The organism is Lysinibacillus pakistanensis (genome assembly GCF_030123245.1).
GTDB classification, from domain to species: Bacteria; Bacillota; Bacilli; order Bacillales_A; family Planococcaceae; genus Lysinibacillus; species Lysinibacillus pakistanensis.
Genome location: NZ_CP126101.1, coordinates 3,241,970 through 3,263,196 on the forward strand (window position 1 = coordinate 3,241,970; position 21,227 = coordinate 3,263,196).

Annotated in this window: 27 protein-coding genes and 1 riboswitch; of the genes, 3 read left to right on the top strand and 24 right to left on the bottom strand. The window is 39.2% G+C overall.

Features of this window, described 5'->3' with window-relative positions; all coding sequences use genetic code 11:
- From QNH24_RS16070 to QNH24_RS16125, 12 genes are all read right to left on the bottom strand, one after another.
- Positions 1 to 321 (bottom strand): hypothetical protein, encoded by a 321-nt coding sequence (locus tag QNH24_RS16070; RefSeq protein WP_283868565.1) that lies wholly within the window; start codon positions 319 to 321, stop codon positions 1 to 3.
- An 87-nt stretch (positions 322 to 408) separates the two neighbouring features.
- A complete protein-coding gene (locus tag QNH24_RS16075; protein WP_283868566.1) occupies positions 409 to 597 on the bottom strand; it encodes a hypothetical protein in 189 nt (62 codons plus the stop codon).
- A 2-nt stretch (positions 598 to 599) separates the two neighbouring features.
- Positions 600 to 848 carry a hypothetical protein gene (locus QNH24_RS16080; RefSeq protein ID WP_283868567.1) on the bottom strand — a complete coding sequence of 83 codons (249 nt, stop codon included), beginning with the start codon at positions 846 to 848 and terminating at the stop codon, positions 600 to 602.
- A gap of 2 nt (positions 849 to 850) precedes the next feature.
- Positions 851 to 1,531 carry a hypothetical protein gene (locus QNH24_RS16085; RefSeq protein WP_283868568.1) on the bottom strand — a complete coding sequence of 227 codons (681 nt, stop codon included), beginning with the start codon at positions 1,529 to 1,531 and terminating at the stop codon, positions 851 to 853.
- Between the two features lie 112 nt (positions 1,532 to 1,643).
- A complete protein-coding gene (locus QNH24_RS16090) occupies positions 1,644 to 1,946 on the bottom strand; it encodes a hypothetical protein (protein ID WP_283868569.1) in 303 nt (100 codons plus the stop codon).
- The gene (locus QNH24_RS16095; RefSeq protein WP_283868570.1) at positions 1,947 to 2,120 is read right to left on the bottom strand and encodes a hypothetical protein; all 174 of its coding nucleotides are present in this window, start codon (positions 2,118 to 2,120) and stop codon (positions 1,947 to 1,949) included.
- On the bottom strand, positions 2,120 to 2,272 hold the full coding sequence (locus QNH24_RS16100) for a hypothetical protein (RefSeq protein WP_283868571.1): 153 nt from the start codon (positions 2,270 to 2,272) through the stop codon (positions 2,120 to 2,122). The genes QNH24_RS16095 and QNH24_RS16100 overlap by 1 nt, the downstream gene beginning before the upstream one ends.
- Entirely contained in the window at positions 2,262 to 2,801 is a 540-nt protein-coding gene (locus QNH24_RS16105) for a hypothetical protein (RefSeq protein WP_283868572.1), read from the bottom strand. The genes QNH24_RS16100 and QNH24_RS16105 overlap by 11 nt, the downstream gene beginning before the upstream one ends.
- Positions 2,802 to 2,805: 4 nt before the next feature.
- On the bottom strand, positions 2,806 to 3,024 hold the full coding sequence (locus QNH24_RS16110) for a helix-turn-helix domain-containing protein (RefSeq protein ID WP_216485988.1): 219 nt from the start codon (positions 3,022 to 3,024) through the stop codon (positions 2,806 to 2,808).
- Between the two features lie 105 nt (positions 3,025 to 3,129).
- Positions 3,130 to 3,870: a hypothetical protein gene (locus tag QNH24_RS16115; RefSeq protein ID WP_283868573.1), complete on the bottom strand. Its 741-nt coding sequence runs from the start codon at positions 3,868 to 3,870 to the stop codon at positions 3,130 to 3,132.
- Between the two features lie 46 nt (positions 3,871 to 3,916).
- Complete coding sequence (locus QNH24_RS16120; RefSeq protein WP_283868574.1) at positions 3,917 to 5,119, bottom strand: DEAD/DEAH box helicase family protein; 1,203 nt, start codon at positions 5,117 to 5,119, stop codon at positions 3,917 to 3,919.
- A gap of 700 nt (positions 5,120 to 5,819) precedes the next feature.
- The gene (locus QNH24_RS16125; RefSeq protein WP_283868576.1) at positions 5,820 to 6,656 is read right to left on the bottom strand and encodes a ParB/RepB/Spo0J family partition protein; all 837 of its coding nucleotides are present in this window, start codon (positions 6,654 to 6,656) and stop codon (positions 5,820 to 5,822) included.
- Between the two features lie 232 nt (positions 6,657 to 6,888).
- On the opposite strand from QNH24_RS16125, the gene QNH24_RS16130 reads away from it, so the two are divergent.
- Positions 6,889 to 7,362 carry a hypothetical protein gene (locus QNH24_RS16130; protein ID WP_283868577.1) on the top strand — a complete coding sequence of 158 codons (474 nt, stop codon included), beginning with the start codon at positions 6,889 to 6,891 and terminating at the stop codon, positions 7,360 to 7,362.
- 6 nt (positions 7,363 to 7,368) lie between these two features.
- The gene (locus QNH24_RS16135; protein ID WP_283868578.1) at positions 7,369 to 7,500 is read left to right on the top strand and encodes a hypothetical protein; all 132 of its coding nucleotides are present in this window, start codon (positions 7,369 to 7,371) and stop codon (positions 7,498 to 7,500) included.
- A gap of 7 nt (positions 7,501 to 7,507) precedes the next feature.
- Here the strand turns inward: QNH24_RS16135 and QNH24_RS16140 are convergent, their stop codons facing one another.
- Positions 7,508 to 7,759 carry a hypothetical protein gene (locus QNH24_RS16140; protein WP_283868579.1) on the bottom strand — a complete coding sequence of 84 codons (252 nt, stop codon included), beginning with the start codon at positions 7,757 to 7,759 and terminating at the stop codon, positions 7,508 to 7,510.
- 133 nt (positions 7,760 to 7,892) lie between these two features.
- Between QNH24_RS16140 and QNH24_RS16145 the strand changes: the two genes are divergently transcribed.
- Positions 7,893 to 8,123 carry an LLM class flavin-dependent oxidoreductase gene (locus QNH24_RS16145; RefSeq protein WP_283868580.1) on the top strand — a complete coding sequence of 77 codons (231 nt, stop codon included), beginning with the start codon at positions 7,893 to 7,895 and terminating at the stop codon, positions 8,121 to 8,123.
- Positions 8,124 to 8,426: 303 nt separating this feature from the next.
- Positions 8,427 to 8,606: riboswitch (cobalamin riboswitch) on the bottom strand.
- Positions 8,607 to 8,776: 170 nt separating this feature from the next.
- Here the strand turns inward: QNH24_RS16145 and QNH24_RS16150 are convergent.
- The 11 genes from QNH24_RS16150 to xseA form a co-directional block, all read right to left on the bottom strand.
- Entirely contained in the window at positions 8,777 to 9,208 is a 432-nt protein-coding gene (locus tag QNH24_RS16150; protein WP_283868581.1) for a DUF4259 domain-containing protein, read from the bottom strand.
- Between the two features lie 681 nt (positions 9,209 to 9,889).
- On the bottom strand, positions 9,890 to 10,861 hold the full coding sequence (locus QNH24_RS16155; protein WP_283868582.1) for a tyrosine-type recombinase/integrase: 972 nt from the start codon (positions 10,859 to 10,861) through the stop codon (positions 9,890 to 9,892).
- Positions 10,862 to 10,999: 138 nt separating this feature from the next.
- Positions 11,000 to 11,791 carry a sporulation transcription factor Spo0A gene (gene spo0A, locus QNH24_RS16160; protein WP_079561794.1) on the bottom strand — a complete coding sequence of 264 codons (792 nt, stop codon included), beginning with the start codon at positions 11,789 to 11,791 and terminating at the stop codon, positions 11,000 to 11,002.
- Positions 11,792 to 12,140: 349 nt separating this feature from the next.
- Positions 12,141 to 13,088, bottom strand: coding sequence for a SpoIVB peptidase S55 domain-containing protein (locus tag QNH24_RS16165; RefSeq protein WP_283868583.1), 948 nt, complete (start codon positions 13,086 to 13,088; stop codon positions 12,141 to 12,143).
- A gap of 121 nt (positions 13,089 to 13,209) precedes the next feature.
- On the bottom strand, positions 13,210 to 14,901 hold the full coding sequence (gene recN, locus QNH24_RS16170; RefSeq protein WP_283868584.1) for a DNA repair protein RecN: 1,692 nt from the start codon (positions 14,899 to 14,901) through the stop codon (positions 13,210 to 13,212).
- A gap of 36 nt (positions 14,902 to 14,937) precedes the next feature.
- A complete protein-coding gene (ahrC, locus tag QNH24_RS16175) occupies positions 14,938 to 15,387 on the bottom strand; it encodes a transcriptional regulator AhrC/ArgR (RefSeq protein WP_283868585.1) in 450 nt (149 codons plus the stop codon).
- Between the two features lie 100 nt (positions 15,388 to 15,487).
- Positions 15,488 to 16,306, bottom strand: coding sequence for a TlyA family RNA methyltransferase (locus QNH24_RS16180; RefSeq protein ID WP_283868586.1), 819 nt, complete (start codon positions 16,304 to 16,306; stop codon positions 15,488 to 15,490).
- Positions 16,306 to 18,207, bottom strand: a complete 1,902-nt coding sequence (dxs, locus tag QNH24_RS16185; protein WP_283868587.1) for a 1-deoxy-D-xylulose-5-phosphate synthase — start codon at positions 18,205 to 18,207, stop codon at positions 16,306 to 16,308. Before dxs ends, QNH24_RS16180 begins: the two co-directional genes overlap by 1 nt.
- 282 nt (positions 18,208 to 18,489) lie before the next feature.
- Positions 18,490 to 19,371 carry a polyprenyl synthetase family protein gene (locus QNH24_RS16190; protein WP_283868588.1) on the bottom strand — a complete coding sequence of 294 codons (882 nt, stop codon included), beginning with the start codon at positions 19,369 to 19,371 and terminating at the stop codon, positions 18,490 to 18,492.
- 3 nt (positions 19,372 to 19,374) lie between these two features.
- Positions 19,375 to 19,608 carry an exodeoxyribonuclease VII small subunit gene (gene xseB, locus QNH24_RS16195; RefSeq protein ID WP_053597070.1) on the bottom strand — a complete coding sequence of 78 codons (234 nt, stop codon included), beginning with the start codon at positions 19,606 to 19,608 and terminating at the stop codon, positions 19,375 to 19,377.
- A gap of 2 nt (positions 19,609 to 19,610) precedes the next feature.
- Positions 19,611 to 20,963 (bottom strand): exodeoxyribonuclease VII large subunit, encoded by a 1,353-nt coding sequence (xseA, locus tag QNH24_RS16200; RefSeq protein WP_283868589.1) that lies wholly within the window; start codon positions 20,961 to 20,963, stop codon positions 19,611 to 19,613.
- Positions 20,964 to 21,227 lie beyond the last annotated feature (264 nt).

Genomic DNA, 21,227 nt, shown 5'->3' on the forward strand with positions numbered 1-21,227 from the left:
TCAGAAGCCCCCAATACGCTCGGAGACTTTTATGATCTCCGCAAAAACATCGTCACTTTGTCTAAGAGCCTGTTTTCTAAATTTCTCTTTATTTGTCCTTAAAAATTTAACTACTAATTCAATTGATTCTTTAACATCGCTCGATAGCTTAGTTAGTTCAGGATCAACAACTCCATTAAGTTGGAATTTTAATGATTCAAGTTCTCTCATCCTATCTTTGTGACCACCGTTTGCTCTGAAAAAGTTAGGTGGCAACGAGTTAATTGCGAGTAAGCCCGCATCTTTTATGATTGCTAGTTGTTGTTCGGCAGTTAATTCCATCCCTTATATCCCCCTAGTGGTTTTATGAATAGAAAAAGACACAACGTCGATTAAAACGTCATGCCTTTTGCGTTAATATTGCGGTATTCAGTTTGTCGTTGATTCTTTTTCTTCATTTGCTTCAACTTGTCGTTTAATTTGTGCATATAGAACTCGATCACTATCTAAACCTGATACGCGAGCCATTTGCATTGCTGCAGAAATGTCTTCACGAGTAACTGTTTCAGCCTCTAAAAGTTTTGTTAGTTCTGTACGCACGATATTGTAATTTGTCATAATTATCTACCTACCTTTTCCGTTTGTTCCACTGACTGTTGTGCGGCTCGTTTAACGTTTGCGTATAAAACACGCGAACTCAACGAACCAATTGCACTTGCGACTTGTAATGCTATTGCTACGTCCTGTTGCTGAATTGCGCCGTCTTGCAATTTCTGCTTTAAGCCATATTCTAAAGCGCGGAAATTAGTGCCTTCATCCTTCGTTTGTTGTACCATCAATGCTTCTACTTGTTCGTTATATTTGCTCATAATTATTTACCCACCTTCTCCGTAGTTGTCGGTACTACGTCAATATACTTGTAATCTCTTGGCTTATTGCCAAATGTGTATTGTGACACTTGCTCTAGTAGTTTACGAACTCCGCTTATAGTTCCAGTTGCACCAAAAACTTGAGCGCTGTCTGTCGGATGAATTTGCGTCATGATATAGCGTGTTTTTCCTGCTTGATGATTAGCAGTTACTAAGTCAGTTATTTCACGATAAATATCGTTATATGCGCTACTGTACTCCTTATGATCATCGATACATGAAAGAATAAGGTCCCGAGCAAGTTGTAATTTCGGGTTAACTTTGTCCTCGAACTCCGCTCGAATTCCGTCAGCATATTCGGGCTTGTATTTTTCAACGACTTCAACAGACGAAATTATAGTTTCAGGCATCGCTTGATGCACTAACGTTAAATCACGCTCACGTCGTGTAACAACCTCTTTTTGTAGCGCAATATCATCGTCAATCTTAACAAGTTGAGCAGTTGCATCCGTCCCATGCTTAACGCTTTCCGTAAACGTTTGCTCATACTGTGTCTGTAATTCTCTTAAACGTGAGCGTGCACTTTCTGCATCTTTTTGGTACTGTAAGAGTTTAGCTGCTCGTTCAGCACCTTCTCTTTTGAATTCTCGTAATAGTTGATATTCCTGTACTTTAATTGGCATGTGTTTTGATCCCCTTTGTTTTTAGTATTTGAATAACTTTTTCTAACTTGTCTATGAACCATAATCGCCATTTTGGAATAATTGGCGCTGGCTGTTCGTCTTGCTTGTCCAACTAGAATAATTCGACTAACATTTCCTCGTTACGAGTAATCTGCTCGCGCGTTCCTTCGACTTCTCTGCGATAAATCACAGGGCAATTAGCGCTTATTAAGTCTCGATACAACTCTTGGCTATCCGTCTGCAGTTCGCTAATTTCAAACGCATATAAATCGTCTAGCAAGTCGACTACATCATCATAAGGCTTTGAGATTTCACCAATTAAATTGGATATGCCTCGTTCATCCGTTTGGTAAATTAACAGTGAAATGAACGGAACATCTCGCAAATTGACGATTGAAAGTAAGGCGAAACGCATTTAATCACCGCCTTTTAACAGTTGCTCAATTACATACGTTGCTGCCTCAGATTGCGCAAAATATCGAGCATCCAGCGTAGCCACATCTTTGGGCAAGAATATCCGATGCTGGCGTTCTCCCTCGTCGATGTAAACGCAATGTTCTCCGTTGTCATTACTGTAATAAATCTGCATTAGTAAAACACCACCCCGTTGATAATTTTTGGTCTTGGCTCGCGCTGACCGATGATTTCAATTCCGTTTTTGTTAAACTGTTTCTTCCGTCGTTTCGGCTTTGCTCGCTTACCTTCGCCATGATAATTAGATGAATACTTTTTATGCTCCATATCGTTTCATTTCCTCGCTTTCTTCTTTAAAACCTCGTTTCCAGGCTTCGATTTCATGTCCGTTTGGCTCCCGCCTCAATAATCGACTTGCGAATTGTTTAACGAATTCGTTCCACAACTCATCTGTGAAACTAGCTGACCGTTGGTAATAGTCATAGATGTGTAATTGTCCTTTTGAAGTATTACAGCTACGACAGCAAACAACCACGTTATCATCGATATTGTGGCCGAGATATACGTGGTCAAGCGTCGCTTGTTTCGCATGTTCCTTTTCCCGCGTTAGTTCGTCACCACAGTAACAGCATTTATCTGCAGTTAATACAGCGTTAATAGTCACATCTGTATAAAACACAGTGCTACTATGACGATACTGATGTTTACGAAATCGCTCCCGTAAGTAGGCTCCATTTTCATAGCGAGCTTTACTACGACATGCCTTGCATTGGTACTCTCGTCCTTGTGGCGCTTTTGGACGTCTGGTAAATTCGGTTAGATTCTTAACTTCTTTGCAAGTGCGACATTTGCGCATCATTTCACACCATCTCCATTTTCAATTCAATTAAAAAACGCTCAAACTCGATTGTTCGTGGGAACTCGCGAGTGAGCGCTACTTTTAGCCGTGTCGACGGATGTTTTCTTTTATTTTCTACTTCCGAAATTAATGCTTGTGTATAGCCAAGCCGAGCTGCAATTTCCTTTTGTGTCAGCCCGTGAAAAAGCCTAGTAAATCGTAGGTACTCTGAAAAGTCCATGATTATCAATCCTTTCATTTTTTATACGTTTTTATAACTAATGGGTAAATAAAATAGCCGACTTTTCCGTATCGGCTTCCTCATATATAGCCGAGTTGGTCGTACCTAAATTTTATACCTACCTAACGCTGCCATTTGAGCGCGGACACGTTCTTGTTGTAGCTTTTTAGCGCCATAACGTGCTAGCAATTCCGCCTCAATTTTCTCACGACTTTGTTTTATTACAGTTACTTTTCCACATCCTACATGACCGCCTAACTTGACGTGAATATTACGAGGTGCATTATATCCATCATAATCAATACGCTCCGGCGTTTTACGCTTACCTCCGATTTCCGCCTTACGTTTTTGTTGCGCTACATATTGCTCGAAGTCGTCTCCGAACGAATATACTTTTCGTTTGCGGTCGTATTCAAACATGTGCCAATCAGAGCTCCAAAACGGGTACTCAAATGATTCTCCCTTATATGACGATGCGTAGTGTAAATCTAACCACGTCAGACGGCGCACCTTACCGACCTTACGTACTTCTCGTCTCCATGCTTTTAACACAATATCCTTTCCACTGGCGCACTGTTTACAGCATGTTATCGAACTATTGTTTTTAGTTATATCTCGGTAGTAATATCCGCAGTGCGCGCAACGACGTACTTTTGGGTCGTCTACGCCTTCAAAATGGCCATCGATTAATGCTGATGCAATCTCTAAAGCGTCATGGTACTCGACGTTTGGCGGAAAGTATTTACGAGCTAACTCAATTGCTCCTGTTCCCGGTAGAACCTTTAAGAATGTATGTTTTAGTACATCGCCTTTTTTCAATGTGATACTCGTATTTACAGTTGTCATATTTTCATTTCCCCTTTGCAGAATAGTTTTTTGAAGAGTTTTATCATTAGATTTCGTATCGTGCCCATTTTTCGAGTAGTTCTCGCATACGCCTAGCAGGCATATATAGATTGATAGATTCGCCGTTGCGGATGCGTGAGCGCCAAACCCATTGAAGCAAGTCTGATACTGCTAGCTTATCCTCACTAACAGTTATGTCGTGATCTTGAAAGAATGATTTCTCGATAGGATGCATGTAACGGTTGTAGCAGTACATTAATGTTGAACGGTCTGCATATTCGTTAGACGCGCGGGCATTACACGCTAGAAAACCCTTTGTATAACCCTTACCTTTTAAATCCGTTTGGTAACTTTTAATAGTCGTCCATAAAACTTCGTCAGTCTTTGCTTTGATGATATTTCGGACATATGACTGCATACTAGAACGGATTGCAGCCATTTCTCCGTCGCTCCGACGGCTCAACCAACCTTTAGAAAACGCGGTCGGAACACTGCCATGATCGTTGTGCGGTCCGTCATAAAGACTAATTAATGAACGAAGATGCTCGCGTCCTTCCTGGCGCTTGTCATACTCGATTAATTGACCGTCTTTGACTGCTTTTAAATCGTAAGGAATCGAATACAATTCGAAATAATATTTCATTAATTGCGCCTCAAATAGATATGTCAAAACGTATACACTAGTAAAAGTTTCGAAGATTGAAGGCGGAAACGCATAAATTAAGTATTTGTCACGGTGATAAAAAAGCGTTCCTGCTTGTGCTAGTAGCTTGATACGGTCGAATACTCCGTACTCATATTCAACCTCGCTCGCAGTCCAAACGACTTTGTTGTTCTCCATTTTTACCAAGCCTTTTTCGAGTAGGAGTCGCATATCGGACGGTGAAACGCCTGCCTTATCTATCACGCTTATAACCTCGTCCAAAATCAACGTGTAGTTATTCTCACGCAACAAGTAACGCAATTCATCGTCTGCCATTTCAAAAAGGCTATGCGTTGCTACGATGTCTCTACCGTCCTCAATCAATCGCTTTAGGCTCGTTAATTTACTACCACCTTCTACGTTATTCGTTGGTTGAACAAATTCGCGACCTGTTACCGAACTAATCACACGATCGACCTCTGCTAAGAACGGCGTGACATAAATGAAACGCTCCAACGGACTTGCACCGTTAATGTAGTCAATAGCATAAGTCGTCTTTCCTGCTCCCATCACCGAATCAATTACCGTTACGTTTTTCATCTCCATTTGAAAACCTCCGATTTGTAGAATTATTGTTGTAGACGACGACCCCACCGCCTCAATGCTTAAGCACTTTTACACATCACTCCTTTAAGGGCAAAAATGAAATACATGAATAATTAACGATAAAACCGAAATTACAAGAATATAAAATACATAGAATTAGCGTTAAGCACTTTTATATTGATATAAGTGGTTATCAACAGATATCATTTTTGCGGTTAGCAAAAATAGAAGTATGAGCGTTAGCGAATGCTTCTTAAAGAACTAACCTCTACGGCTCATTTCATTCGCCTATCGTTGCCAGTAAACTGTCATCGATGATAAGCACTTTTTATATACCTCTCTTTAAGGACGACACCTCACAAACGTTGATATGACACGGTTTCTAACGGTCAATAAGCACTTCTTATTTCGGATAAGTGTTTCGGGTGAGGTCGTCGAGAACTTTTAGCGAGAATTTCATCGATAAGATGTGATCGCTCAAATATAAAGACAAGTTTTCCCCGTCTATGTCGACTCGGCTCCATTTTGATTAAGGCCTGTCCTGCATCGATGATTTCCTGTGCTACTTGGCGAGAATGGATTACGATAAATTTTTCGATTTTCACTTGCATTGCTGTTCATCCTCCTGTATAATGACATTATAAATAGATATCTGATAAAATAGGTTAAGTCTGCATATAAACAGACATACCAACTTTTATTATATCGTCAGCACTTGCGTAATGTAAAGTGCTTTTTTGCATTTTTTTAAAATTATTTCCTCGACTTCTTTTAGCTTGCCTGTGTTATTAAGAACGGTTGCTGTTGCGCTTAGTGCGGCTTTGCGTAAACTGACTGCCGTATTATGTGGCGATGTCATCGGCAAGGATTCGTCAAACTGTGCTTGTCCTAACTCGCCTTTAGATATATTTTTAACGATTTGGGACGAACGCTCGTCTAATTCCTCTTGTCGTTCTTCTTCTGTTGTTGGTGGAGCTTCGTCTAGTTTCATTTGCGCATGTGCTTTTCCGATTGAATATGAGCCGTCGAATACTTTGTCATATAAGTCGGGACGGTTGCGCTTTACTGAAATTAAATTCCCCATAGAACCTTTGCTAATTGAAGCTTGTTCGGCTAACATTTTATGTGTATCTAACTTTTCACATTTTTGGGAAAGGTCTGTTCGTTTACCTTGCCCACTACGAAACTCGTATTCATGCAAATTTAACACCAAGCAAGCGCGTTGCCCCTTCGTCAATGCATCTCGCAATAGTTTAGTGGCCGTTATATATGACGCTATTTCATTTTCGGGAATATCCACAAAAACGACGTTCACATTTTCGATTCCTAATTCTTTAGCAGCTTTTAGGCGATGCCTACCGTCGATAACCTTAAATCCTTTTGTTGCGAATAATGGTTGCAAAATTCCGTTCCTTTTAATTTCAGTTAGAAACTTCGCCCAATCTTTCGTTTTCATGTCCGGTGAAAATTGCGATTGCAGACTGTGCTCAGACAATTGCGATACTGATACCTCGACAACTTCGTTTACTTGCGTCATTCCGTTCATTCTCCCTTCGTTTTAGACGTTTTCTACATCAGATGATAAATACGTCGACTTGCGATTTAAAACCGTTTCTAGCCACGTTTATAAAGGCGAAATGAAGGCGCTATGCTTCGTGTGTCTCCTTAAGTAAAACCGTTCCAAAAAAAATTGTTATTATTTAACTGTTGCTGTTTGGTATAATAAATGAAAAATTTGTTAGAGGTGACAGAGCACGGATACTTTACTATTGTTTTATAAAATTCAAAATCATAATGTTAAGGCTGTCGATTATATTGATTGGGCCTTTAACATGTTGGAAAGTAATTGTTCATCCTTTTCTATAAATATCTTATCTTCACTTAGAGAACCACTTAATATTTTTGAGGTAGAGGATTACTTTAGTAGAGCACTAAATGAGATAGAGTTGCAAGAACCCTCTTATGAAGAGTGTGCTAAATATTACATTCTACATTTATCTAAAAAAATACTACAAGATGGAACTAATGTTTTTGATATAGTCTATGATATAAATACGGTTGCTCGAGAAATTAATTACCCAGATGACCTTGATGAATGGCTCTACATAAGTGACATGATAGATGAATTTCATTATGGTGGAAATGACTCTAATTTAACAAAGGAAGAAGTAATTGCGGTCATTATGAATGAAGCAAAGAATCAGTTGAAAAATAATAGGAAAACTAGGTGTTGGCGCACCTAGTTTTCTATGACCATTGTTGGCGCAATGATTCTTCATATTCATTTGCTAAAGCCAGTTGGCGCTGACCCTAGCGTATTTATTGCCCGTAATGTTGGCGCAATACGAACGGCTCAACTCGTTGGCGCGAGTATGATTTAGTTTAAGCCTATACTTTCGGTGCTTGAGCAAGAATCGTTAGCAATTCGATAGGTTCGCATGTGTCCAATTCAAAAAAGATAGATTGTGCTTCTTCGTTCCACTTAAATAAAATCTCATTATCGCCAATGTACAATATTGCGTCATCTTCATATCCTGGCTGTTTAAAAACTTCTAGATATACACCGTCAATAATCTGAGTTCTTTCAACTATATAAGAATATCCTGGCTCAACTTCGAAAATTTGCATTTGAGTAATCATGGTATAACCTCCCGTTGTTTTTACTTATTAGTGTAAATTTAAACGAATACGTTTAATATGTCAACGGTTTTAAACGAAAAAGTTTAAAAGTATTTACAAACGTGTTATTGTAGAGTAAAAAGGGGTGTTTTATATGAATATTAAAAACGAAATTAAGAGCTATTTAGCAGCTACTGGCATTACTATGACTGAACTTGTTGAGAGATTAAACAAAGATTTACCAGAGAACAAAAAGACGTCAGTACAAAACTTGTCTAATAAACTTAGTCGTGGATCCTTACGCTATGATGAGGCGCAACAAATAGCTATTGCAATTGGGAAGCATATAGAATGGGTAGACAACAAAAAAGACGACGGCCAATAACGGCTATCGTCTTTTCTTATTTTCACTATCGTATAAACTATGCACTTCTCGCTCTAATTTGCTTCAAGTTTTTTAATTATTTATTATCTTTCAGACAAATCTTTAGTATCTCAAAAATAATCATACAAACACAAGTTACAACACTGATAATTAATGTAGCTAGTTCCACTGTATTATCACCTACCAATTATGAAAGTTTAAGAATAAAACCTCCAATAAAATCAGCAAGCTAGACTTCGAGCACAAAGAAAAAACGAAAAAAAATAAACCTCGAAACTAGCTAAACACTAAAAGTCTTTATTAGAGAAAATTAGTGTTTAGGCAGGTCTCCTGGCTTAGCTTCTTCCGCTGATTACCTTCCCGTACTCAAAGTACAGTGGATATTAATCATTGTCAGCTTTACAGTTGCGGGGACAGCGTCGGAATAGTACCGAACTTCCCTTTTAAACTACATATAGTAGTACCAAAACATCAAATAAGTTATTTTATTCTATATATAGAATAACGTTTTATGAAAAATAAGTCAATTATTAATAGGATTTTTATTGATAAATTTAAAGCTTCCTAGAAAAAGCACATGCCGACTAATTGGCTGCGCTCTTTTTATTTTGTTCAGGGATAGAGAGAAATGTTATAGGGGTTGGGGGGTTTTGCTATCCAAGGCTGTGAAGCCGTGCCCCCAACTTGGCAATTAGCTGCTGCACATGTGCCCGCCATTCGTCCCAGCTTGACGATTCTCGCCACAGCTCAGCCAGATCTCCCTCACAGTCTCCCTCAATATCAGCCCAAATCACGTTCAAATGCTTCAGCAAAGACCCAAGCGCGGCTCGATCTGCTGTGAACGCCCGTACTTGTGTCAAGGAGTGCTCGTCCTCATGATCGTAGTCCAGGCTGCCATTCTCCTGGAACTCGATATACAGCTCTGCGAGGGCAATTACTGTTTCGTCATAAAGGAAATCGTCTTTTTGAAACTTCGCCATCAATTCGCCCAAATCCAACGTGTCACGAGGAAGCAAGTCCTCGATCGCTGTCAGTATATCCAACCCTTCATCGCTTTCCAATGCTTTGATTCCCCATGCTCCCATTCGGCTTCCTCCCTGTTTGCGTCTTTCTTTTTTCATTGTAAGGTGAGTATCCAATGCTTGTCAAACAGACTGATATCTAACCCAATGGGTATAAGGCTTTTAATAGTTTTACGCTTGACAACCGTACCCACTTGCTAGCAGAATGGCTGCTTGCTCCAGGAAATCGGCGCAGAAGTCGTTACCTACTATCGCAAGAAACGTTAGAAACGAATCAAGCGACAATAAGTAACGACCGCATTTGCTAGCGTCAGGTGACGTCCGAGGTTATCTCGTATGCTCCTGTTAAATCGGGATATCTCTATCCGCATATTCCCGACGTTTTACTGTCCATGTCGATCACAGAATATGCTTACCGGCACCGTAATGCCCCAGTAAACCTAACCACGCCTTTAATGGCCGCGCTCGCCAATTCGTCGCAACCGTAACAGGAAACGGCTTGTGTTGCGATATATTCCGTAGTTTGCGTTGTGACGGACAGCACTGACCAGGTTAGATTATCGACGAATTAGTGGGCTACCTCGTCGCTACTGCTAAAAAAGGGTGCATTTAACAGGAGTTGCATCATCGAATTTTTTTCGATATAATGAACCCTAAGTAAACGCAATTGCTGGCAGGCAATTTTTAGCGTAGATATTAAGTTGTAAAGTCGTTAGTGCGCGAACACTAGCGGCTTTTTTCTGTCTAAATATCTAAATTTTCAAGTGGACTATGCTGTCGATACTTCTTCATCACTTCCTTATCAGCGAAATCCAAATAAATTTGAGCAGTAATATCAACGTTGGCATGTCCCAGCAAACGAGATAACGTTGCTAAATCACCGCCATTAACTAAGTAACGTTTCGCAAAATTATTACGAAGCAGATGAGGCGTTACTTGTAAACCAACGTCTTTACTCCGCAGTCTAAATGAACGTTCTACTCCCTCAATTCGTAATTTGGATCCTCTATTCGTTGGAAAAACATAAGCACTATCTGAATAACGATCCTTGTACGATAACCATGATCTAAGGTGTTTGCGCGTCTTTTCCGAGTAATAAACGAATCGTTGCTTGCTGTTCTTAGTCTTACGTAGTAACAACGCATTCCCTCGCAAATCTATATCAGATACAACAACTTCCAACAATTCTCCTATCCTTGCTCCAGTATCAAAGATTAATCGAGCTATTACCCAATCACGGTATTGATCGAATTTCGTAACATCGAAAGAACGGAAAAACTGTTTTAATTCATTATCTTCTAGCATTACCTTGATTTTTCGCTCCGGTTTGACATTCTTTAAATCCTTCAAAGGATTGCTGCGGATAAGTTGTTCCGAATATAAGTGCGAATAAAATGCTTTTATGTTACGTACATAATTCGCAATTGTCGTTTTGCTTACTGGCTTGCCAAAATCGCCTCGTCGTTCTGGGTAGTTTACAGGCGTTTCTGCAGCACTTATTTCGAACTTTCCTCTTTCTTCGATAGAACGAATATAAGCGCGTATATGCTCTACCTTTACGCTTTTAACGTCATCTATTTCAAAGTTATCCAAAAGATACCTTGCGAATAGTTTAAGCGTTTGCTCATACGATTTTAGCGTTTTAGGCGAAAGGCCTTTTGCGGAACAATCCAACATATAACGGTCAATTTCGATTAAAAACGGACTTATAGACATAAAAAATACGCCCCCTCAAACAGTCGGCATAAACTGTCTAAAAAGGCGTTATAATTTTCGCTATATAAGCGTTATCTAATTTTGATTTACCGGTCATTCTCCGCTAAGCCAATCGCTACAAACCTTGATATATCAGGTTTAGCTCGCCATCATATCAATGCGAATCTTATCCGCAATCATGGCGATAAATTCACTATTTGTCGGCTTCGATTTTAAGTGATGAACGGTATAGCCAAACATTGACGAAATCGATTCATAATTTCCTCGATTCCACGCTACCTCAATGGCATGGCGAATAGCACGTTCTACACGTGAAGGAGTTGTATTGAATTTTTTAGCGATTTCTGGATATAGGATTTTCGTCACAGAGCCTAATAACTCGATATCCTCAAACACCATTTGAATAGCTTCTCGTAAATAGGAGTACCCTTTAATATGTGCAGGGACACCAATTTCTTTAATGATGGCTGTAATCGTGCTATCTAATTGATGTTGATTTAATTTTTGTGGCGCTGTAGGTTGTAAAACACTTGTCTTTTTAGGAAGTGTTGCTTTTTGTCCAGCGCAATGAAGAATCTTTTGCACCAATTGATCAAATTCAAATGGCTTTAGCATGAAATACGAAGCACCTAAATCAACCGCTTGTTTCATGACATCCTCTTGGCCAAATGCAGTCAGCATGATTACTTGAATCGATGACATTTGTTCATTTTGATACATGGATTCTAAAACTGCTAAACCATCAAGATGAGGCATAATTATATCTAGGAGTAAAATATCTGGTGTAAATTCCTCAAGCATTTGTAAGCAAACTTTTCCATTTGAAGCAGTTGCAATAATTTCTATTTCGGGATGCCCTTGAAAATACTGCTCCATTGTTTTTAATAACTCACGATTATCGTCTGCAATCGCTACCTTTACCTTTGTCATTTCAATTCCTCCTTCTGGACTGTGCTTTGAATCACTTCAAAGCGTAACTACCCCTTATGCCATTTTTGGCACACTGTGGAATTTTCGACATTTTTGTTTTAAAAACCTTTTCTATTTCCAAAAATGAGTATGTAGTCCGATACTTTCTTTTTTAATCGACAAGTTATGATAAATACCTGCAAAATGTCGAACGCTTATCTTCTTTATTTTAGTGAAAAAATCGAGATAAAACTACAGTTTTTTTTTAGTATCGCTAATCCCTTCATGAAAAAACGAAATCCTTGATGATTCCCATATAAAAACACAAATTTTCATGAAAAAATGGAGCTACCCAAAGGCAGCCCCACTATTAGGATGACTTTCTTAACATTTCCGCTACAGTAATAGCAGCTCCCTTTTTTGGCTCCTCCACAAACATATGTGTAACAGCACCTACAAAACGACCGTTTTGGATGATTGGGCTACCACTCATTCCCTGTAAAATACCACCTGTTTTTTCAATGAGCTTTTCATCGGAAATGATAAATTCAAGACGTTCATTTTCAATTTTTATTATTTCGATTGAAAAAGTTTCCACCTTACTGCCCTCTATCGCCGTGTAGATTTCAGCCTTTCCCGTTTTTATATCCTTTTCATGCATAATTTCAATTGCTTTTGGCAAACTTTGTGGATAGCCGTCTTCCCAACGACCAAAAATTCCATAAACGGTATTTTTATCGATGCTCCCTAATCGTTCCTGATGTTTTTCAATGGAGGAAATTTTATAGCCGGGTTGACCAGGTATACTTTTACGAATTTGTTGAATCGAAGCTAAGAAGATGGAGCCAGCTCGAAAAACAGGGGCTTCTTGTAAAGTTGAATCGACAATTTGATGGCCTAATGCACCGTAATTTTTTGTCTCTGGATCAATGTACGTCAATGTTCCTACTCCATCTGTTTCATCTTTTAAAAAGGAAATAACATGTGTTGCTTCTTGCTCCTGTAACTCAAGGGTTACTTCTTTTCCTTCACTTTTCATCGTCCATTTCTGCTGCCCTTGCGTTGCAACAGCCTGTTTGGCATCTGCCAGCGTTTTTACAGGTATTTCATTTATTTTTTCAATCACAGCGCCTCCTTTCATCCACTGATTGGAAGCTAATAGCACATCATGTGCTACAAATACATGAGATAGCTGAAGTTGAATTCCAATTGCTTCGCCCATCGGAATTAGCTTTTTTGCGGCAAATGCCTGAACTGGCATGAAAAATAAAACGATGAGCATAGGCAAAATGACAAATTGACGCCAACGACGATACATACGACACCTCCTTTTCATATTTGTCTTTTTACTATGTGTTGTTGTGGCATTCTTATAAGCGGTAAATATTTGTGCAAATTGAAAAAACCCAGAAACATTAAAAATGTCTCTGGATGAAAGGTTATTTCATTTGTTTTTTTCGGGCATTTGCCATTTTTAATAGCTCTGTTGCATGCTGTAAAGTTAAGTCAGTAATTTCTGCACCAGACATCATCCGACTTACTTCTTCAATGCGAGCTTTTGTATCAATTTCAAGCAATGAAGTAAATGTTCGATCATGGTTCACTTCTTTTTTGATAAAATAATGATGATCAGCCATCGCAGCGACTTGTGGTAAATGTGAAATACATAAAACCTGAGAGTTGATAGAGATTGCAGCAATTTTTTCAGCAATTGCCTGTGCAACTCGACCACTTACACCGGTATCTACCTCGTCAAAAATAATTGAGGTGATGCCGTTTGAAGATGAGAAAATGGTCTTTAACGCAAGCATCATACGTGACAATTCACCACCAGATGCAATTTTAGGTAATGATTTTGGCGGCTCGCCCACATTCGTGGAAATATAAAAAATAACCTGGTCTTTCCCGTTGGCATCAAAAAATGATAATTCATCAAAATTAACAATAAATTTTGCTTTTTCCATATGTAATTCACGTAGTTCAGCCATAATAGCCTCACTTAAATGATGTGCAGCATTTTTTCGAATAGCAGTTAATTGTACAGCCAGCTCTTGTAGTGCTGATTCCATTTCTAGTACTTTTCGCTCTTTAACCTGTAAAATTTCATCGCGATTTAAGAGTTCATTCAGCTCAGTTTTAATTTTATCGTAATACGCTAAAATCTCTTCAATTGTTGAGCCATATTTACGCTTTAAATTTTGGAATAGTGCTAAACGCTGCTCGACTTCATTTAATCGGGCTGGGTCAAACTCTAATTCATCTAATACATTTTTAACCTGGTGTGCAGCATCCTGTAATGCATAGAATGCTGTGGTTACAGCTTCCGAGGCTTCTTTAAACTGATCGTCAACTTTTGCAGCATCCTCTAATGCCCCCATTGCATTGCCTATCCAGTCAAGACCTTTCGATTCCCCTTGAATTGCTTCATAGGCTTCATTAGAACGCTCAAAAATCTTATTGAAATTCATCAAACGGCGACGTTCGTCAAGAAGCTCATCTTCCTCACCTAACCTTAATTTGGCATCCTCTAGCTCTCTCATTTGGAACTGATATAAATCAATACGTTGCGCCATTAACTGCTCATCAATTGAAATGGAAGCCAATTCTCTTTTTAGCGATCGATATTCTTCATACTGAGAACTGTATACTTCCTGTATCGGAGCAAGTTGTTCCTCTGCAAAGTGGTCCAGCAAATAAATGTGCTGTTTTTCGTCCATCAGTTCCTGATTTTCATGTTGACCATGAATATCGATTAAGCTAGCGCCAATATCACGGAGTACAGATAATGGCACCAGTTTTCCGTTTACTCGACAAATACTTTTGCCAGTATCATGTAAATCACGGCGTAAAATAATGGTATCTTCTTCAATCTCAATGCCTGCTTCTTCAAGCTTTTTATGCACAGGATGCAAAGAACTGGAGATTTGAAATAAACCTCCTAATTCAGCCTTTCTTGCTCCATGACGAATGAATTCGGAGTTTCCTCTACCGCCTGCAAGTAAATGGACGGCATCAATGATAATTGATTTTCCAGCACCTGTTTCTCCTGTTAATACAGTTAAACCATTTGAAAAGCTAACTGTCAAATCCTCTATAATGGCAAAGTTTCGAATACTAAGCTCTTTTAACACAAAAATGTCACCTCTGTATCAAATTCCAATACTAAATTATAGCATTTCTAATAAGCGATTTTTTGTATTTTCACGCTCATTTTCATCACGGCAAATAATTAAGATTGTATCATCACCAGAAATCGTACCTAAAATCTCAGGCCAATCTAAATGGTCAAGCAGTGAAGCAATAGCATTTGCATTACCAGGAAGAGCCTTCATGACTAAAAAATGCGATGCACCATCAATGCTAACAAACGCATCTGCCAATGCACGATGTAATTTTTGCATAGGATTGAAACGTTGATCAGCGGGCAAGCTATATTTATAGCGTCCATCCTGCAATGGAACTTTAACAAGATGAAGTTCCTTTATATCACGTGATACCGTTGCTTGGGTCACATTATAGCCAGCATCTTTTAAAAAATCGACTAAATCATCTTGTGTTTCTATTTCATGATTGGCAATAATATCCCGAATTCGTATATGTCTTTGTCCTTTATTCATTGTGGTCACCTCTTATAAATAATTATATATATGTATATTCACACTACCATTTTCAGCATAAAAGTACAAGAAAAAACACGGCTCAGGTAGCGAGCACGTGTTATTTAAGGGAGTTATGCGCTTCTTCAACGAGTGTATCAAAAGCTGTATAAGCAGGAATTTGTTCATCTCCTACAGGATTCACTAAATGGAATAAAAATTCAATATTTCCCTCGCCCCCTGTAATAGGAGAAAACGAAGCATCCTTGACAATAAAGCCGACCTCTGTCGCCATTGCTGCCGTCTTTTCTAATACCTCTAAATGAACTTTTTTATCTCTAACGATGCCTTTTTTACCAACCTTGTCTTTCCCAGCTTCAAACTGAGGCTTCACCAATGCCATCACATCGCCTCCAGGCATCAACAGGGTTTTTAAGACAGGTAGAATAAGTGCTAATGAAATAAAGCTAACATCAATGGTTGCAAAATCTGGCAAGCCCTCTGTTAAATTTGCTGCAGTCGTATAACGGAAATTTGTTTTTTCCATCACTGTGACACGTTCATCAGAGCGAATCTTCCAGGCTAGTTGGTTGGAACCCACATCTAATGCATAGCAATGTCTTGCACCATGCTGTAATGCACAATCTGTAAAGCCTCCTGTAGAGGAGCCAATATCAAGCATTAGCTTCCCCTCTACAGACATATCAAATATTTGTAGTGCCTTTTCAAGCTTCAAGCCACCACGACTAACATATTTTAAATCAGAGCCTTTTACTTGTAATGGGGCATCAATGGCTATTTTTTCTCCCGCCTTATCAATACGAATTTCATTTGAAAAAACGAGACCTGCCATAATGGAACGCTTTGCTTTTTCACGGGTTTCACTTAGCCCACGTTCTACAAGTAAAATATCTACACGTTCTTTCGGTTGTTTTGTCATTATTTATTCAACCCTACTTGCTGTTTTTGTTGAAGTAACACTTGCATACGTGCCACTGTATCCTCAGTTGTCATGTGAATTTCAGCGAGTAGCTGATCTACATTGCCATGCTCTATAAATTGGTCAGGGATTCCCATTCGATCGATTAGGGCATTTAAATAACCATGGTCATGTGCAAATTCAAGCACACCACTACCAAAGCCACCTTGTAATACTGCTTCTTCAATCGTCAAAATAGGTTTCTTGCTTGATAATATACGATGCAACATATCCTCATCCATCGGTTTAATGAAGCGGGCATTCACTACTTCGATATCAACGCCCTGCTGAGCAAGCAAGTGCGCTGCTTCCATTGCCATTGGAATGGTTGTACCAAACGTTAAAATTGTTGCATCTTTCCCCTCTCGCAACACTTCCCAGCTTCCTATTGGTAAAGTCATTAGCTCATCATCCAATGGAACGCCAATCCCATTTCCTCGAGGATAACGTAGGGCGATTGGACCACCATCATAGTCTAAAGCAGTCTTTACCATATGCTGGCCTTCATTTTCATCCTTTGGCATCATGATTGTCATATTTGGTATATGGCGAAGGAAGGCGATATCAAATACACCTTGATGTGTTTCACCATCTGCACCAACTAAACCTGCACGGTCAATTCCAATAAAGACATTTAGATTAGGGCGCGCAATATCATGCAGTACTTGATCGTAGGCACGTTGTAGGAATGTCGAATATATCGCTAAAAATGGTTTCATTTTCTGTGTTGCTAAACCTGCTGCCATTGTCGCTGCATGCTGTTCAGCAATTCCTACATCAAAGAAACGCTTTGGAAAATCCTTCTGAATACCTTGTAGTTTTGAGCCAACAGGCATAGCAGGCGTGATGGTAACTATTCGTTTATCCTCATGTGCAATTTTACGTACTGTCTCTGCAATTAAGCTGCTCCAAGCTGGACCTTTCGTTTCTGATTTTACAAAGGCACCGTTTTCAATTTTGTACGGACCCGTTCCATGCCAATTGCCAATTGTATCATCTTCAGCGGGTTTATAGCCTTTCCCTTTCTTTGTTATAACATGAACAAGTACAGGACCTTTTACTTTTTTAGCATAAGATAAAGTCATCTCAAGCGCATCAAAATCATGTCCATCAATTGGTCCTAAATATTTAAAACCTAGCTCCTCAAAGAATACACCTGACACCACTAAATACTTTAAGCTATCCTTTACGCGCTCAGCCGTTGAAGCAAGTTTACCGCCTAATACAGGGATTTTGTTGATAAGAGATTCAAGCTCTTCTTTCGCCTTTGAATATTCCTTCGCTGTACGTAGACGTCCAAGTACATTGTGTAAAGCGCCGACGTTTGGGGCAATGGACATTTCATTATCGTTTAAAATAACAATCATATTTGTTTTCGCATGACCAATATGATTTAATGCCTCAAGTGCCATACCGCCTGTTAAAGCACCATCACCAATAATAGGAACGACGAAATTCTTCTCATTTTTAATATCACGTGCTGCAGCCATACCCATAGCTGCTGACAAAGATGTCGAGCTATGCCCTGTTTCCCACTCATCATGTTCACTCTCCACAAGCTTCGGAAAACCACAAAGCCCTTTGAACTGACGCAGTGTGTCAAATTGACACGCACGACCTGTCAAAATTTTATGCACGTAAGCTTGGTGGCCAACATCCCATAAAAACTTATCCTTTGGACTGTCAAACATTTTATGAAGCATAATTGTTAGCTCCACAACACCTAGGTTCGGTCCAATATGACCACCTGTGACAGAACATTTTTCAATTAAGAAGGTACGAATTTCTTGCGCAAGATGCTCAAGGTCCCTCTTGTCTAAGTTTTTTAAAAAGGATGGACTAGTTATTTTATTTAAATCCACCTTTCTCACACACCTTTTCAATAAAATATTCACCGTATTTGTGTTTCCACCATTATAACAGTGTTATCAATATGCTAAAAGTACGAACACTTATTGTTTGCACATTCGACAAACATCCTCAACTATTCTAGCATATTCCTCGCTCTTACTGCTTTGTTTATCTTTACAAAAAACATCTGTTGGCCCAAAGCCCCTGGAGGATGTCCCGGATTTTGAAGAGGAGCTTTTTGAGCGAGCTCAAAAAAATCCGGACGCCAATTACGCTGGGGCGTAATTGATCTTTTAGTTTTTACGATGAACAATATAGGCTGCAAACTCACGTAGTAAACCAGCATCGACTTGTAATTGATCAAGTGCATGAATGGCAAGCTGGTAATGCTCAGCTAACTTATCCTTCGCTCCATTCAGTGATAATAGGGCGGGATATGTGCTTTTATCACTCGCTACATCCTTACCTGCTGTTTTACCTAGCTCCTCCGTTGTGCCCTCAATATCTAAAATATCGTCTTGAATTTGGAACGCAAGACCAATATGATGTGCATATTCCTTTAGGGTTGCTCGTTCCTCGGAAGACACATTAGCTAATACCGCTCCCGCTTCAATGCTAAATCGTAATAAAGCACCTGTTTTATTGATATGAACATGCTCAAGCTCTGCTAAATTTAACTGGCGTTGCTCTCCTTCCATATCTAGTACCTGACCACCAACCATACCTTCTGCACCGGCTGCTATACTTAAAAGGTTAACCAATTCAATGCGTTTTTCAGCGGATACATTCATGCGTGCTAATATTCCAAATGCAAGCGTATTTAATGCATCTCCAGCAAGTGTCGCTAGTGCTTCTCCATAAACTTTATGATTAGTAGGTTTCCCTCTACGGAAATCATCATTATCCATGCTTGGTAAATCATCGTGGATTAATGAATACGTATGGATAATTTCTATAACTGATCCTACAGTTAATCCATTGTTTAAATCCTTGTTAAATAGCTCAAGTACGGCTAACACGAAAAGTGGACGAATTCGTTTTCCTCCAGCCTTTAGCGAATATAGCATTGATTCTTTTAAATCATCTGGTGCATCAATCTTCTCAACAAGTGCAAACATTTCAGCTTCAACTTGTGGTATGTTGCTTTCAATAAAATGCTTTAATTGCTCATTCATTTCTTAATTCTCTCCCTTTAATGGATCAAATGCAGTCGTTTCACCTGTCTCTTGGACAATAGATATAAGCTGCTCCTCAGCATGTTGCAGCTTACTATGGCAAAATTGTGATAGCTCCATTCCTTGCTTATATAAATCAATAGCGTTTTCCAATGGCACATCACCTTGCTCTAGCTGACGGACAATTTCCTCAAGTGCTGTCATTGCTTCCGCAAAAGTCTGTTGTTTCTCTGCCACAACTATTCCCCCTCATTCTTTGGCAAGATTTTTGTCACTTCGGCGATAACCTCTCCATCATGGAAGGTTAGGGTTAATTGATCCTGCTGTTTGACTTCAGCGGACGATTTAATCATTTGTTCATCCTTATACGCCACTGTAAAGCCCCTTGTTAAAATCGCAAGTGGATTCAATGCTTCTAAAGTTCGAACGGTTGCCTCAAATTGATGTTTTTGCTTCGTCACAAATTGTGAGGAGGCACGTGTTAATTGTTGAATTCGTGTTTCTAGCTCACGTTGATAGAAAGTGAGTGCCTTTTTTGGTGAATGTTGCTCGATAGCACTATGTAGTTGCTGAAGCAGTGCACTCTTTTTCATCAAATCTACCTGCATGGCTTTTTGTAAGTCTGATTCGAGCTGAGCTAGTTTTTCAGTAAACGGACGATATAGTCTTTCTGGCATTGACAATGGATAAGACTGTTGGAGCTTATTTAGACGTTGTCGCTCAGCCATAAGTTGCGCCCTCACCATTTGATGAAGCTGTGATTTTTGAGTCAGTACTCGCTGAAATAAATCCTGTTGATCAGGTACAGCTATTTCAGCAGCAGCTGTTGGTGTAGGAGCACGCAAATCTGCCACAAAATCCGCAATTGTCGTATCTGTTTCATGACCAACAGCACTAATAATGGGTATGCGGCTACTAAAAATAGCACGAGCTACAATCTCCTCATTAAATGCCCATAAATCTTCTATTGATCCTCCACCTCGTCCAACGATGAGAACATCACATGAAGCATCGAAATTTGCTTGCTCAATATTTTGAACGATATTTGGTGCAGCTTGTCCCCCTTGAACAAGCGTCGGATAAATCAATATTTCAGCAAGTGGATAACGTCGTTTTAGCGTTGTACAAATATCGCGAATCGCTGCCCCCGTTGTAGATGTCAAGACACCGATTCTCTCAGGAAATCTTGGAATAGGCTGCTTCCATTCAGTTTTAAAAAGACCTTCTTTTTGTAATTGCTCTTTTAATTGGTTAAAGGCAACAAACAAGCTACCAACCCCATCAGGCTGCATCTCCTGTACATATAGCTGATAGGTTCCATAGCCCTCGTAAACGTTTACATCACCACGGATAAATACTTGCATTCCTTCCTTGGGTTCGAACGCTAATTTAGTGGCTGCTGTTTTAAACATTGTTGCGGCAATTCGTGCACCATCATCTTTTAAAGTAAAATAGATATGTCCAGATTGATGAATTTTAACGTTCGATAGCTCCCCCTTAACATATACCTCACGTAAATGTGGATCGGCATCAAATTTTCGTTTAATATATTTTGTTAATGCTTTTACCGTTAAATAAGAAGCAGATGACATGTTTTCGGCTCCTTTACTAAAATCAAGTTTTTCACAAAACTACAACTATCATAACATTTTTTAAAGTCGTTGACGTGCCAAAATGCAGTTTCGCTAGAAAAAATGACTGTCTTTCATCCTATGGAAGAAATTACTATAGTAAAACTGTTTATTAGCAAACTATCGATAGTATATTCAAAGGATAAATAGTATGCGTTTTAGGCTACTCGCCCCCAAGAAAGCGAGTAGCCTTATACTCCAATCAGCAATAGTGTAATACGTTAA